We start from the raw sequence: 14,608 nt of genomic DNA, 5'->3' as shown, positions 1-14,608 counted from the left end.
GCCGCATTTCCCGGACGGGGAGGTACCCCGGACGGAAGACGCGACGGCCCCTCGCCGTGCGACCGGTCAGTGACCGCCCGGAGCGCCCACCGTGGCCGGCGGCAGCTCGACCTTGACGCCCGGGTCGCCCGCGTCCGCCGTGTAGTCGGACGGGCTGGTCTCGTCGATGCCGTCGGGGGCCTTGGCCGCCCGCAGGACGAAGGTGAGAACCACGGTGACGACGACGTTCAGCACGAACGCGGTGAGGCCGATGTAGCCGATCTCGCCGATGCCCGGGATCTCCGCCGACGAGCCGCCGAAGTGCTTCTGGGTCGGGCTGGCCACGCCGTACGCGGCGGCGGTGCCGTAGATCATGCCGACGGCCCAGCCGCCGATGAGCGCCCACCGGTGGAACCAGCGGGTGAACAGACCGCCCACCAGCGCCGGGAAGGTCTGGAGGATCCAGATGCCGCCCAGCAGCTGGAAGTTGATCGCGACCGTCTTGTCCATGGTGAGGACGAAGGCGAGCGCGCCGACCTTCACCAGCAGCGAGACCAGCTTGGAGACCTTGGTCTCCTGCGCCGGCGTCGCGTCGGGCTTCAGGAAGTCCTTGTAGATGTTGCGGGTGAACAGGTTCGCCGCGGCGATCGACATGATGGCCGCCGGGACGAGTGCGCCGATGCCGATGGCGGCGAAGGCGACGCCCGCGAACCAGTCGGGGAACATGTTCTCGAACAGCTGCGGGATCGCCAGCTGGCCGTTCTTGACGTTCACCCCGGCCGCGATCGCCATGAAGCCGAGCAGCGCCAGGAGGCCCAGCATCAGCGAGTACAGCGGCAGGATGGTGGTGTTGCGGCGGATCACCTCACGGCTGCGCGAGGAGAGCGTGGCCGTGATCGAGTGCGGATACATGAACAGGGCGAGCGCGGAACCGAGCGCCAACGTGGCGTAGCCCCACTGGCCCAGCTCGCCGGGCACCAGAGCGCCGTTGGGCTTGTCGGTGGCCGGGTTGATCTGCGCGAACTTCTCGCCGGCGCTGGCGAAGATCTCGTCGAAGCCGCCGAGCTTGATCGGGATGTAGATGATCGCCACCGCGATGACGATGTAGATCAGGGTGTCCTTGACGAAGGCGATCAGCGCCGGGGCACGCAGTCCGGAGGAGTACGTGTAGGCCGCGAGGACACCGAAGGCGATCAGCAGCGGCAGGTCCTTGACGAACCAGTGCGTGGTCTCGCCGCCGCCCACGCCCATGACGTCCAGCACGGCCTGGATGCCGACCAATTGGAGCGCGATGTACGGCATGGTGGCGAGGATGCCGGTGACGGCGACCGCCAGCGACAGGCCCCTGGAACCGAAGCGTCCGCGGACGAAGTCCGAGGTGGTGACGTATCCGTGCTTGTGCGACACCGACCACAGCCGTGGCAGGAAGGTGAAGATCAGCGGGTAGACGAGGATCGTGTACGGCACGGCGAAGAAGCCGGCCGCCCCCGCCGCGTAGATGGCCGCCGGTACGGCGACGAAGGTGTACGCGGTGTAGAGGTCGCCGCCGAGCAGGAACCAGGTCACCCAGGTGCCGAACGACCGTCCGCCGAGGCCCCATTCGTCGAGGCTGTTCTCGTTCTCGGCCTTGCGCCAGCGCGAGGCCAGGAAGCCCATGACCGTCACGGCCAGGAAGAAGAAGATGAAGACGGCGAGTGCTACGCCGTTCACGCCGTCCTTCATCGGGACGCACCCCCCTTGCGGGCGCGCTGGTCACGCTGCCACAGCTTGTAGGCGATCATCGTCAGGGCCGTGGAGATCAGGACCCAGAGCATCTGGTACCAGTAGAAGAACGGCATGCCTATGAACGTGGGTTCGAGCTTCGCGTACGAACCGACCCAGAGCATCGCCACGAACGGGGCGACGAGACAGAGGGCGATGATCACACGCACCGGTGTGACGACCGGCGCTTTCGCTTCGGGCGCTTCAGGCGCTTCCGGCACCTCGGGCACTGCTGACATGCGGCTCCGTCCCCTTACTGGTCACCTGTGTAATGGGCAGGAAATCTAGGCGAGCCGTTCGCGCCGAGTCACCCCCGGTCCGCATATCGGTACGGCAACGACTTCCGGCCGGTGGGGGCAAAACGTGACATGGCACCGCAACAAGTTGCGGTGCCATGCGGCCGGAAGAGGGAACCGGGGTCAGTCGTTGGGGCGCTGGAGCCTCGCGACGAACTTGTAGCGGTCGCCGCGGTAGACGGAGCGCACCCATTCCACCGGCTCTCCCTGGGCGTCCAGCGAGTGGCGGGAGAGCATCAGCATCGGCAGGCCGACGTCCGTGCCGAGCAGACCGGCTTCGCGCGGGGTGGCCAGCGAGGTCTCGATGGTCTCCTCCGCCTCCGCGAGATGGACGTCGTAGACCTCCGCCAGCGCGGTGTAGAGCGAGGTGTACTTGACCAGGCTGCGGCGCAGCGCCGGGAAGCGCTTGGCGGACAGGTGCGTGGTCTCGATGGCCATCGGCTCACCGCTCGCCAGTCGCAGCCGCTCGATACGCAGCACCCGGCCGCCGGCCGCGATGTCCAGCAGTCCGGCCAGGGTGTCGTCGGCTGTGACGTATCCGATGTCCAGCAGCTGAGACGTGGGCTCCAGTCCCTGCGCGCGCATGTCCTCGGTGTACGAGGTGAGCTGGAGCGCCTGGGAGACCTTGGGCTTGGCGACGAAGGTGCCCTTGCCCTGGATGCGTTCGAGCCGGCCCTCGACGACCAGCTCCTGGAGCGCCTGGCGGACGGTGGTGCGGGAGGTGTCGAACTCGGCGGCCAGCGTCCGTTCCGGCGGCACCGGTGTGCCCGGCGGCAGGGTCTCCGTCATGTCGAGCAAGTGGCGCTTGAGCCGGTAGTACTTGGGCACGCGCGCGGTGCGGGTCTGCGCCCCGCCCTCGGCTTCTGTGCCGCCCCCGTCCATGGCCATGGCCCGCCTTCCCGACTGCTGTGCTCCTGCCGTCACCGGCTCCTCCGTCTGCTGCGGCTCACATGGTGGCACGGACCGGTAACGGGTCGTCGCCCTCCCTCAGGTGTCGGTCCGATAACGGACACGACAGCCCTTCTTATACACCCTTGACACCCCTAAAGGTCTAGGCCAAGCTCCCGGGTACTGGTCTAAACCATTAAAGATCAGGTCCCAGCCCCACGGCAGAATCTGGCGCGCGTCCGTCAAGTGCTGCGCGACTCCCGGGTGGTGGGGGGGTAACTCTTGCATCCCTTTGAGGAGGGTGGCGTGAAGCGCAAGCTCGTAGCAGCGGTGGGTGCGGCGGCCATGATGGCCTCGGTCGCGGCCTGTGGTTCCGACGGCGGCAGTGAATCGGCGAAGAGCCCGAAGGACCGCAAGGAGACGTTGACCGTCTGGCTGATGGTCGACGCCCAGTCGACCTGGCCCGAGCTGGTCAAGGACGTCAACGCGCAGTTCAACAAGAAGTACCCGGGCGTGAAGGTCGACGTCCAGTACCAGCAGTGGGCGGACAAGGCCAAGAAGCTCGACACGGCCCTCGGTGGCGACAAGTTCCCCGACGTCGTCGAGCTCGGCAACACCGAGACGATGCAGTACATCCTCAACGGCGCTCTCGCGGAGATCGACCCGAAGAAGTACCAGAACTCCGACACCTGGATCCAGGGCCTGAAGGACACCTGCTCCTTCGAGGGCAAGCAGTTCTGTGTGCCCTACTACGCGGGCGCCCGTGTCGCCATCTACAACACCGAGATGCTCAAGAAGGGCGCGGGCACCGACAAGCTGCCCGAGACCGAGGACGAGCTCCTGGCGGCGATGGACAAGGTCTCGGCCGAGTACGGCAAGAAGGACAAGCGCTTCTCGTCCCTCTACCTGCCGGGCCGCTACTGGTACGCCGCCATGTCCTACGTGGCCGCCTACGACGGCAAGATCGCCGAGTACGACGAGGGCTCCAAGGAGTGGAAGGCCTCGCTCTCCTCCCCGGAGGCGCAGAAGGGCATCCAGCACTTCATCGACCTGGTCAAGAAGTACAACAAGGCCGACCAGACCAAGGACGAGCAGGACCACGCCAACGTGATGGCCAACGAGAAGGCCGCCCTTCTCTACGGCAACGGCTGGGAGTCCGGCTCCGTCATCGACGGCAAGAACAACGGCAACCCCAAGCTCGAGGGCAAGATCCTCACGGCCGGCATGCCCGGCCCGAACGGCAAGGCGCTGCCCTCCTTCATCGGTGGCTCCGACCTCGCGGTGACCAGCAAGTCGAAGGTCGCGGACCTGGGTGAGGAGTGGATCTCGCTCTTCACCAGCGAGAAGTCCATGGAGGTCCTCGCCTCCAAGAACATCCTTCCGAACAACACCAAGCAGCTGGAGCCGCTGAAGGCGAAGCCGGAGACCGCTCCGATCGCCAACGCCGTCCCGGACGCGTGGTTCACCCCGATCGCCCCGGGCTGGACCTCGATCGAGAAGGAGGAGGTCCTGGAGAACATGCTCCTGGCCATCCTCAAGGGTGACTCCGTGGAAGCGGCCACCAAGGCGGCCGACGCCAAGATCAACGAGCTGATCAACCAGGAGTCCTGACGGGCCTCGGGCGTCCCGGCGCCCCGCCGAGGACGCCCGACGGGCTCTCCAGGCGGTGGGCGGGAACCGCACCACGCGGCTCCCGCCCCCGCCCTTTTCGGTGCAGAAGAACAAACGGAAGGTCAGCCACGTGACTGCCGCCGACACCAAGGCCGCCGGCCCGCCGGTACCCGTACCACGTGCCCCGAAAGGCACCGGCCCCAGGCCGGCGCCCGACAAGGGGATCAGCGGCTCCGGCCGGAAGAAGCGGAAGAAGGGAGAGCTTCTCCCGTACCTGCTGATCCTCCCGGCGCTCGTAGCGGTCGCCGCGGTCTACGCCTTCCCGCTGGCGAAGACCGTGATCATGTCCTTCCAGGACATGGGGCGCAAGGAGCTGTGGACCGGCGAATCGCCGCCCTGGGTCGGCTTCGAGCAGTTCACCAACATCCTGGGCGACAGCGAGTTCTGGTCGGTCACCGGCCGCACCGTCGTGTTCATGGTCGTCTGCGTGGGCCTGACCATGGGCATCGGTCTGCTGCTCGCCCTGCTGATGGCCCGGCTGACCACCTGGGTGCGACTGGTCCTGACGGCGGCGCTCGTCGCAGCCTGGTCGATGCCCCTGATGGTGGCCGCCTCCATCTTCCGCTGGCTCTCCGACTCCGACTACGGCCTCATCAACACCCTGATAGCCAAGGTCGTGGGCGAGGACTTCCTCGGCCACAACTGGTTCCTCGACCCGAAACAGGGCTTCGCCATCATCGCCCTGCTGGTCGTCTGGGGCGCCATCCCCTTCGTGGTCATCACCCTGTACGCGGCCCTCACCCAGGTGCCCAAGGAGCTGGAGGAGGCCGCCGCCCTCGACGGCGCGAACGCGCCCGCCGTGTTCCGCTTCGTCACCTGGCCGGTGATCCGCCCCGTCTTCACCATGGTCGCCACTCTCTCGGTGATCTGGGACTTCAACGTCTTCGGGCAGATCTGGCTGCTGCGCGGCAACAAGCCGGAGCCCGAGTACGAGACCCTCGGCCTCTACTCGTTCTCCAAGGCCTTCGAGTCCACCTCGTTCAGCCAGGGCACCGCGATCGCGTTGATCACCGTTCTGCTGCTGTCCGGTGTGGCCGTCTACTACCTGCGTCAGCTGCTGAAGACAGGAGAGGTCGAATGAGCACCTCCACCGCTCCCTCCCCGGCCGGCGCCGGACAGGACCTGAGGCCGGACCGCAAGAAGTCCCGCTGGCACTACGACGTCATCGGCCTGCTCACCGCCGTCGTGATGGCCTTTCCGGTGTACTGGCTCGTCATCAGCGCCCTGCGGCCCAACCATGAGATCCGGTCCTACGACCAGACCCTCTGGCCCTCGTCGCTGACCTTCGACAACTTCGCCCGCGCGGTGAAGCAGGAGAACTTCGCCACCGCCGTCCAGTCGAGCCTCATCGTCTCGGTCACCGCGGTGGTCGGCGGAATGATCATCGCCACGCTGGCGGCCCTGGCCATCGGCCGGTTCCGCTTCTTCGGCCGCAAGGCGCTGCTGATGGTGCTGATCCTCGTCCAGATGCTGCCGCCGACCGCGATGCTCATTCCCATCTACGCGCAGCTCAACGCCATCGGCGGGCTCGACGAGTACTGGGGCCTGATCGTCGTCTACCTGGTCTCCACGCTGCCGTTCGCGATCGTCATGATCCGCGGGTTCGTGGTGAACATCCCGGTGGAGCTCGAGGAGTCCGCCATGGTCGACGGCTGCACCCGCATGGGAGCCTTCCGCCGCGTGATCTTCCCGCTGCTCGCCCCAGGTCTCGCCGCGGCTTCCATCTTCGCCCTGGTCAACGCCTGGAACGAGTACCTCTTCGCGTACATCCTGATCAACGACAACTCCAAGTACACGCTCAACGTCTGGCTGATGACGTTCACCACCGAGCGGGGAACGGACTACGGCGCGCTGATGGCGGCCTCCACGCTCATCGCACTGCCCGTCGTCGTCTTCTTCATGATCATCCAGAAGAAGATGGCCGCAGGGCTCACCTCGGGCGCAGTGAAGGGATAACGCCACCTCATGACCACTCTGGTACGTGGCTCGTCAGGCACCCTGACCCGCGACGCGCTCACCATCCTCCAGCCCGGTTTCGTCGGCACCACCGCGCCCGACTGGCTGCTGCGGCAGATCGGCGAAGGGCTCTGCGCCGTCGGTCTGTTCGGCCGCAACATCTCCTCGCCCGGCCAGCTCGCCGCGCTCACCGCCCGGTTGCGGGCGGAGCGCGACGACGTCCTGGTCGCCATCGACGAGGAGGGCGGTGACGTCACCCGTCTCGAGGTGCGCACCGGCTCCTCGTTCCCCGGCAATTACGCGCTGGGCCTGGTCGACGACGTGGACCTCACCCGCGCCGTGGCGCACGAGTTGGGGCGACGGCTGGCCGAGTGCGGGGTGGACCTCAACTGGGCGCCGTCCGCCGACGTCAACTCCAACCCGGACAATCCGGTCATCGGTGTGCGCTCGTTCGGCGCCGACACCGCACTGGCCGCCCGCCACACCGTCGCCTACGTCGAGGGCCTGCAGGCCGCCGGCGTGGCCGCGTGCACCAAGCACTTCCCCGGGCACGGCGACACCAACGTGGACTCGCACCACGCGGCGCCCCGTATCGATGTGGATCTCGACACGTTGCACGCCCGTGAGCTGGTCCCTTTCCGCGCGGCCATCGCAGCGGGTTCCAAAGCGGTGATGAGCGCGCATATCCTACTTCCCGCGCTCGACCCCGACCGTCCCGCGACGCTGAGCCCGCAGATCCTCACCGGTCTGCTGCGCGAGGAGCTGGGCTACCAGGGCCTGATCGTCACGGACGGCATGGAGATGCAGGCCATCTCGTCCACGTACGGCATCGAGCGCGGCTCGGTCCTCGCGATCGCCGCCGGTGCCGACGCTATTTGCGTCGGTGGCGGCCTGGCCGACGAGGAGACCGTACTGCGACTGCGCGACGCGCTGGTCAATGCGGTGCGGAACGGCGACCTGCCCGAGGAGCGGCTGGCCGACGCGGCGGCACGTGTGCGTGCCCTCGCGGACTGGACGCGGCGGGCCAGGGGGGCTGCAGCAGAGCCGGGCGCGGCTTCACAGGAGGGGACCGCGCCCGGCTCCGACACCGACATCGGTCTCGTCGCGGCGCGTCGCGCGGTGCGGGTCACTCCGGGCGGTCGGCCGTACGAGCCGGTCACCGAGGCCCCGTACGTGGCTGCCTTGACCCCTGTCGCCAACATTGCGGTCGGGGACGAGACCCCATGGGGTGTGGCCGCGGAGCTGGCGGCTCTGCTGCCCGGTACGGAGACCGGCACGTATGCCGAGGAGGGCGATACGCCCGAATTGGTGTCACATGTGCTGGAGGCGGCGGCGGACCGTAGGATCGTCGCTGTGGTTCGCGACGTCCACCGCCACCCGTGGATGGCGGACGCCCTCGAGGCGCTCCTCGCGGCCCGTCCCGACACGGTCGTGGTCGAGATGGGCCTGAACCGGGCGGCACCCAGGGGGGCCCTGCACATCGCTACCCATGGCGCCGCCCGCGTCTGCGGGCGCGCCGCCGCGGAGGTCATCGCCGGCCGCTGAGCCGGGAGTGGACCTGCGTGGACCGTGCAGTGCCGGGCCGGCGCCGTCGGCGTCGCCGCCCGGCACCCTGAGCGCCACCTGGAGGCAACGGGCATGTCCGCCACGACGTCGGCCGAGCACGAGGAGCACCCGGGCCGGATCATGTCCGGCGAGATGGCACAGCAGCCGGCGGTCCTGCGGCGCATCCTCGACGAGGGTGCGCCGACGATCCGGCAGGTGGCGTCGGCGATCGCGGCGAAGAAGCCGCGGTTCGTCCTGCTGACCGCCCGCGGCTCCTCCGACAACGCCGCCCTGTACGCGAAGTACCTGATCGAGATCCGTCTCGGCCTGCCGTGCGGACTCACCTCCATGTCCACCACCACCGCCTACGGCGCCCGCCCCTCGCTCGCCGACGTCCTCGTGATCACCGTCAGCCAGTCCGGCGGATCGCCCGACCTGGTGGCGTCCACGAAAGCGGCGCGGGAGGCCGGCGCGGTCACCCTGGCCGTGACCAACAACCCGGACTCGCCGCTGGCCGCGGTCTCCGAGTTCTCGATCGACATCATGGCCGGCCCGGAGAAGGCCCTTCCGGCCACCAAGACCTACACCGCCTCCCTGATGGCCCTCCACCTGCTGGTGGAGGGCCTGCGCGGTGACGAGGCCCCGGCGGCCGGCCGGCTGCCGGAGCTTGCCGGGGAGATCCTCGGCCGGCAGGACGAGGTACGCGCACTCGCCTCGCGCTACCGCTTCGCCGAGCGCATGGTCATCACGTCGCGGGCTACGGCTATCCGACGGCGAGGGAAGCGGCGCTCAAGCTCATGGAGACCAGCTACATCCCCGCGCTGGCGTACTCCGGCGCGGACCTGCTGCACGGGCCGCTCGCCATGGTCGACAACGTCTCCCCGGTGATCGCGGTGGTGCCGGACGGCAAGGGCGGCGAGGCGCTCCGGCCGGTGCTCGACCGGCTGCGCGGCCGCGGGGCGGACCTCTTCGTCGTGGGCCCGGCACCCCAGGTCGAGGCCGCGTCCGCGGGGTTCGTACTGCCCACGGAGGGCGTGCCGGAAGAGCTCCAGCCGATTCTGGAGATCCTTCCGCTGCAACTGCTCGCGTACGAGGTGACCATCGCCCGCGGGCAGGACCCCGACGCGCCGAGAGCGCTGGCGAAGGTGACGGAGACACGCTGAGCCGGACCGTGCGGCGGGGGGCCGTGATCGCGACGGGCGGGTGTGATGAGGGGCCCGCCCGTCGTCCACGACGGTGTATAAGTATGGTGGCGGAACTTAACGCGCCCCAGGCATGGACAGAGCCGAATGGTCTAGTCCACAATCGATACTGCACAAGCCTCCGCCCTCCCCGCACAGGAGGGTGGAACGAGGTCCCCGGCGCTCTCTGCCCTGACTGCGCCGAGGCCTCCCACGGCCGACCGGGACCGCACACCCTTCGGCCGCGCAACTCCGGGCTGCGGTGCCGGACGGGTTGAGGGTCCCGTCGCGGCGCCGCGGCCCGCGGGTACCCTCGCTGACGTGCCCTCCATGAACGAACTCGTCCGCCAGCACACCGCTCTGAGTGAGTCAGACCTCGAGTGGCTCCATCTGCTGGTCTCGGAGTGGCAACTGCTCTCCGACCTCTCCTTCGCCGACCTCGTGCTGTGGGTGCCCACCCGCGACGGCACGCGGTACGTCTCCGTCGCTCAGATGCGGCCGAACACCGGCCCCACCTCGTACCAGGACGACATGGTCGGCCACCTGGTGCCCCGCGGCCGGCGCCCGCTGCTGGACGCCGCTCTGGACGAGGGGCGGATCGTGCGCGAGGGCGACCCCGAGTGGCGCGAGGAAGTGCCGGTGCGGGTCGAGTCCATCCCCGTACGCCGCGAGGGCCGTGTGCTGGGCGTCATCGCGCGCAACACCAACCTGCTCACCGTGCGCACCCCGTCACGGCTGGAGCTCACCTATCTCCAGTCCGCGTCCGACCTGGCGCAGATGATCGCCGCCGGCACGTTCCCGTTCCCGGGGGAACAGGTCGAGATGGACTCCTCGCCGCGTGCCGGTGACGGGCTGATCAGGCTCGACGCGGACGGCATCGTCCAGTACGCCAGCCCGAACGGACTTTCCGCGTACCACCGTCTCGGCCTGGCCTCCGACCTCGTCGGCCAGCACCTGGGGCAGGTCACCGCCGAACTGGCCCCCTCCCGCGGCCCGGTCGACGAGGCACTTGTCAAGATCGCCAGTGGGTACGCGCCGCGCGAGACCGAGGTGGAGGGCAACGGCGGAGTCATCCAGCTGAGGGCCATTCCCCTCAAGCCCAAGGGAGTGCGCATCGGTTCTCTGGTGCTCCTGCGGGACGTGACCGAACTGCGCCGCCGCGAGCGGGAGTTGATCACCAAGGACGCGACCATCCGGGAGATCCACCACCGGGTGAAGAACAACCTTCAGACGGTGGCCGCGCTGCTGCGTCTCCAGGCGCGACGGATGGACTCCGTGCGCGGTCGTGAGGCGCTCAACGAAGCGGTGCGGCGTGTCGGTTCGATCGCGATCGTGCATGAGACGCTGTCCCAGAACCTGGACGAGCGTGTGGAGTTCGACGACATCGCCGACCGCGTGATCGCGATGGTCGCGGAGATCTCACCAGGCAAGGTCGACTGCCGGCGCACCGGACGCTTCGGCATCCTCGACGCCGAAATCGCCACACCGCTGTCCATGGTGCTCACCGAGGTGCTGCAGAACGCCCTGGAACACGCCTTCTCGCAAGGGGAGCAGGGATCGGTGGAGGTCGCGGCCGTCCGTGGTGACGCGCGGGCGGAGAACGCCCGGCTGCTGATCACCGTCCAGGACGACGGCAGCGGCCTGCCGGAGGGCTTCGACCCGCAGCGGACCGGGAACCTGGGGTTGCAGATCGTACGGACCCTGGTCGAGGGGGAGTTGGGCGGCACGTTCGACATGGTCCCGGTCCCCGCGCCGGGGCGCGGCACACGGGTCGTGCTCGACATCCCCGTGCCGGACCGGCGTTGAGGTTCTCCGCTCGAATCTGATCAGGGGCAGGCCCGGCAGGCCCGGCCGGCCCGGCCAGGGGCCGCGCCGACGGCGTGCGGCCCGACGGGCACAGCGAAGAGCCCCGGGCCGTGTGACACGGTCCGGGGCTCGAAGCTCACGTGCTGCATGTGCGATGCGCATCGGGGGTACTGCGCGCTGCGGCTCGAAGGCGGTGAGTGCGTACTCGCTGTACGCGCCGCCGGGAGGCCGGTAGCAGGGGGCGTCAGGCGCTGGCGTTACGCGCCCGGTTGCGAGCGGCGCGGCGCTTCATCGCACGGCGCTCGTCCTCGCTGAGGCCACCCCAGACGCCGGAGTCCTGGCCGGACTCGAGCGCCCACTGCAGGCACTGCTCCATGACGGGGCAGCGACGGCAGACGGCCTTGGCTTCCTCGATCTGCAGCAGCGCAGGACCGGTGTTGCCGATGGGGAAGAACAGCTCGGGGTCTTCCTCGCGGCAAACGGCGTTGTGACGCCAGTCCATGGCTGCTACCTCTCCTTGGTATTACGTGTGGGTTGCTTGTGAATGTGAACGCTTTCACGAATCCCCCGCAAGGGAAGGGCCGATCGCCAGTTAGCCCGGCGTTGGGTCCTGGATTCGTGGAGGGGTTCCGGCGGTCTGTGGGGCCGATGTTGCGGGCCGTCCCGATCGCCATGTAGAGATTCGCAAACCTCGGCGGCGGATACAACCCCTTCCGGAAAGTTTTTTTTGATTCCTCGGTGTCGACTAGGTCACAGCCGTACTTCTATGGGGTGGATCCCAGCCCGTACGTTCGAGATAAAGGACTTTCGGTCCTTCCGGTCACACAATCACACGCAGTGCACGGCGAACGCCTGTGAACGTCACGCTCGTGCGCAGCCCCAGGTGGTCACCGTCCATCTGGAAGGGCAGTGGGACCTTTGAATGCAAGGTGAAGTCGGTCTGGTCATGAAGTGTGAGTGCGTGCTTTCCACGCGGCCCGCGCTCCGGGCTCGACCTCAGCAGCTGAGTGCCGTAACGCGCCACCGCGGGGGTCGACAGCTTGGACAGTCCGAGCACGTCGAGGGCGGTGTCGAAGGAGGCCTTCGGGGACGCGTACACCGGACGATTGCCCAGGTAGGTCCACGGGGAGGTGTTACAGACTATGGACAGCACCAGGTCCTCCACCGGGGCCGCGCCGGGCCGCTCCAGGGTGATGGTGCCGCGTCTGCGGTGCGGGTCGTCCAGGAACTGGCGCAGCACCTGGCGGACGTAAAGGGCGTGCGTCGAACGCTTGCCGCGTTCGCGGTGCTGTTCGACGCGGCCGACCACGCCGGCGTCGAAGCCCAACCCGGCGCAGAAGGTGAACCAGCGCTGCGGGACGCCCTCGTCCTCCGTGTCGGGCGTGCCGGCCGCGAGACCCAGGCCGACGGTCTGCTCCGTCCGGTCGCGGAGCGCGTCCAGGATCGCGCCGGTCGCCTCTACGGCGTCGTTCGGCAGACCGAGAGCGCGGGCGAAGACGTTCGTGGAGCCGCCCGGGACGACCGCGAGACGGGGGAGGCCCTCCGGATCGGGGCCGTTGTGCAGCAGGCCGTTGACCACTTCGTTGACCGTGCCGTCGCCGCCGAGAGCGACGACCAGGTCGATGTCGTTCGACTCCGCGGCCCGGCGGCCGAGGTCGCGGGCGTGGCCGCGGTACTCGGTGGTGACCGCCTCGATCTTCATCTCGCTCGCGAGTGCGTGGATCAGTACGTCGCGCGTGCGGGCACTGGTGGTGGTTGCTGCCGGATTGACCACGAGAAGTGCGCGCATGCGATGCAGGGTACCTACTGGGGGGTACCTGGCCCAGTCCGGGTTTCGGGGGTGGGCCCTGCGGCTGGTGCGAGGCGGGGGTGCGGGCGGGTGTGGTGACTTGTGGCACGGCCGGGTGACGGCGGCTCTGCCTCTGGGCCACGGCGGCCCTGTACAGGTGACAGCTACCCTGCATGGGTGAGCAGTGACGACCAGACCTCCGCCCCCGGCCGCCCCACCCGACTGACCGCCGCGGCAGCGGTGTGCGCCGCCGAAGGGCTGGCGCTGGTCGTAGGCGGCGTGTACATGCTTGTGATGGGTCTGCTCGGCCGGCCCGACAGTCCCTCCCAGGCGGAGATGGGCGGCCTGACGCTGATAGCCCTCGGAGCGATCCCGCTGGCGGCGGCGCGAGGGCTGCTGCGGCAGCGCAGCTGGAGCCGCGGACCGGCGATCATCACCCAGCTGATCGGAATGATCCCCGCGTGGACGCTGCTGCGGGCGTCCGGCGCGCTGATTCCGCTGGGCGTGGTGCTGGCGGCGGTCGTGGTGACGGGCCTGGTGCTGCTCGTAAACCCGACGACGGCGCAGGCGCTGGGGATCCGTAGCCGGGCGTAGCCCTGGGGCGGGCGGCGCATCCGGGCGTGGCCCGGCACGGGCCGCTTGCCCGTGGCCCGGCCCGGGGGTTTGTCGCCCCGGGCCGTTGGGGCGCCCCTGTTACTTCCGGACACTCCCTCCTACGACCCCGCCCCCCTCACGTCCGATTTCGTCTCCGGCCGGTGGTCGCCCCCATGCCGCAGGGCGCGGGGCGGGGGCCGCGCGTGTTACTCCTCGACCAGGAGGCGTTCGCGGAGTTGCGCCAGGGTGCGGGCGAGGAGGCGGGAGACGTGCATCTGGGAGATGCCGACCTCCTGCGCGATCTGGGACTGGGTCATGTTCCCGAAGAAACGCAGCAGCAGGATCCGCTTCTCCCGCGGCGGGAGGCCCTCCAGGAGCGGCTTGAGGGACTCGCGGTACTCGACGCCCTCCAAGGCCTCGTCCTCGGCGCCCAGCGTGTCCGCCACCGCCGGGGACTCGTCGTCCGTGTCGGGGACGTCCAGGGACAGCGTGGAGTACGCGTTCGCGGACTCCAGGCCCTCCAGGACCTCCTCCTCCGAGATGCCGAGGCGCTCCGCGAGCTCGTGCACGGTCGGGGACCGGCCGTGCTGCTGGGAGAGCTCGGCCGTCGCGGTCGTGAGCGAGAGCCGCAGCTCCTGCAGACGGCGCGGCACCCGCACCGCCCAGCCCTTGTCGCGGAAGTGGCGCTTGATCTCGCCGACCACCGTCGGGGTCGCGTAGGTCGAGAACTCGACACCGCGCTCCGGGTCGAACCGGTCCACCGACTTGATCAGGCCGATCGTCGCGACCTGGGTGAGGTCGTCCAGTGGCTCGCCGCGGTTACGGAACCGCCGCGCCAGGTGTTCGACCAGCGGCAGATGCATCCGGACCAGCTGGTTGCGCAGCTCGGCCCGCTCGGGCGACCCGTCGGGCAGCTTGCGCAGTTCGATGAACATCGCCCGCGCGCCGCTGCGGTCATGAGGGTGATGATCCTGCTGGTGCTCGCTCATACGGTCCGCCCGCTCTGCCGAGGCCGTACGGCCATCAGGTTCGTCCACCACCGGGTGCGGCCGCGCCTGCTGCTCAGGGATGCCGGCGGACGCGCTCAGCAACCTCGGGCCTCGCTCCTCGTCCTCCCGCATCGAACCGTCCCCGTTTCCGCT

At 69.0% G+C, this 14,608-nt stretch carries 12 protein-coding genes and 1 pseudogene; 7 read left to right on the top strand and 6 right to left on the bottom strand.

All coding sequences use genetic code 11. The features are described 5' to 3' along the window. Positions 1–66: 66 nt before the first annotated feature. The 3 genes from GLX30_RS12560 to GLX30_RS12550 form a co-directional block, all read right to left on the bottom strand. Entirely contained in the window at positions 67–1,701 is a 1,635-nt protein-coding gene (locus tag GLX30_RS12560) for a sodium:solute symporter family protein (protein WP_159687447.1), read from the bottom strand. Further along, positions 1,698–1,979 carry a DUF3311 domain-containing protein gene (locus GLX30_RS12555; RefSeq protein WP_159687445.1) on the bottom strand — a complete coding sequence of 94 codons (282 nt, stop codon included), beginning with the start codon at positions 1,977–1,979 and terminating at the stop codon, positions 1,698–1,700. Before GLX30_RS12555 ends, GLX30_RS12560 begins: the two co-directional genes overlap by 4 nt. A 180-nt stretch (positions 1,980–2,159) precedes the next feature. After that, positions 2,160–2,924 (bottom strand): GntR family transcriptional regulator, encoded by a 765-nt coding sequence (locus tag GLX30_RS12550; RefSeq protein ID WP_005312149.1) that lies wholly within the window; start codon positions 2,922–2,924, stop codon positions 2,160–2,162. A gap of 306 nt (positions 2,925–3,230) precedes the next feature. On the opposite strand from GLX30_RS12550, the gene GLX30_RS12545 reads away from it, so the two are divergent. The 6 genes and pseudogenes from GLX30_RS12545 to GLX30_RS12520 all read left to right on the top strand — a co-directional run bounded on the left by GLX30_RS12545 (position 3,231) and on the right by GLX30_RS12520 (position 11,083). Next, positions 3,231–4,535: a sugar ABC transporter substrate-binding protein gene (locus GLX30_RS12545; protein ID WP_159687442.1), complete on the top strand. Its 1,305-nt coding sequence runs from the start codon at positions 3,231–3,233 to the stop codon at positions 4,533–4,535. A gap of 130 nt (positions 4,536–4,665) precedes the next feature. Next, positions 4,666–5,676, top strand: coding sequence for a sugar ABC transporter permease (locus tag GLX30_RS12540; protein ID WP_159687440.1), 1,011 nt, complete (start codon positions 4,666–4,668; stop codon positions 5,674–5,676). After that, a complete protein-coding gene (locus GLX30_RS12535; protein WP_159687436.1) occupies positions 5,673–6,551 on the top strand; it encodes a carbohydrate ABC transporter permease in 879 nt (292 codons plus the stop codon). The genes GLX30_RS12540 and GLX30_RS12535 overlap by 4 nt, the downstream gene beginning before the upstream one ends. 9 nt (positions 6,552–6,560) lie before the next feature. Next, positions 6,561–8,096 (top strand): glycoside hydrolase family 3 protein, encoded by a 1,536-nt coding sequence (locus GLX30_RS12530; protein WP_159687432.1) that lies wholly within the window; start codon positions 6,561–6,563, stop codon positions 8,094–8,096. Between the two features lie 93 nt (positions 8,097–8,189). Then, positions 8,190–9,259 (top strand): annotated as a pseudogene (locus tag GLX30_RS12525) (SIS domain-containing protein). Positions 9,260–9,607: 348 nt separating this feature from the next. Further along, the gene (locus tag GLX30_RS12520; protein WP_159695000.1) at positions 9,608–11,083 is read left to right on the top strand and encodes a PAS domain-containing sensor histidine kinase; all 1,476 of its coding nucleotides are present in this window, start codon (positions 9,608–9,610) and stop codon (positions 11,081–11,083) included. Positions 11,084–11,327: 244 nt separating this feature from the next. Here the strand turns inward: GLX30_RS12520 and GLX30_RS12515 are convergent, their stop codons facing one another. Both GLX30_RS12515 and GLX30_RS12510 read right to left on the bottom strand, forming a co-directional pair. Continuing rightward, complete coding sequence (locus GLX30_RS12515; RefSeq protein WP_003953983.1) at positions 11,328–11,585, bottom strand: WhiB family transcriptional regulator; 258 nt, start codon at positions 11,583–11,585, stop codon at positions 11,328–11,330. Between the two features lie 318 nt (positions 11,586–11,903). Further along, entirely contained in the window at positions 11,904–12,872 is a 969-nt protein-coding gene (locus GLX30_RS12510) for a diacylglycerol kinase family protein (protein WP_159687427.1), read from the bottom strand. A 177-nt stretch (positions 12,873–13,049) separates the two neighbouring features. On the opposite strand from GLX30_RS12510, the gene GLX30_RS12505 reads away from it, so the two are divergent. Then, positions 13,050–13,466: a hypothetical protein gene (locus GLX30_RS12505; RefSeq protein WP_159687423.1), complete on the top strand. Its 417-nt coding sequence runs from the start codon at positions 13,050–13,052 to the stop codon at positions 13,464–13,466. A gap of 206 nt (positions 13,467–13,672) precedes the next feature. Here GLX30_RS12505 and GLX30_RS12500 read toward each other — a convergent pair whose 3' ends face one another. Next, positions 13,673–14,587, bottom strand: coding sequence for an RNA polymerase sigma factor SigF (locus GLX30_RS12500; protein ID WP_159694999.1), 915 nt, complete (start codon positions 14,585–14,587; stop codon positions 13,673–13,675). Positions 14,588–14,608 lie beyond the last annotated feature (21 nt).

It is taken from the genome of Streptomyces sp. Tu 2975, assembly GCF_009832925.1.
Lineage (GTDB): Bacteria > Actinomycetota > Actinomycetes > Streptomycetales > Streptomycetaceae > Streptomyces.
This window is presented reverse-complemented; position numbering and strand designations above follow the sequence as displayed.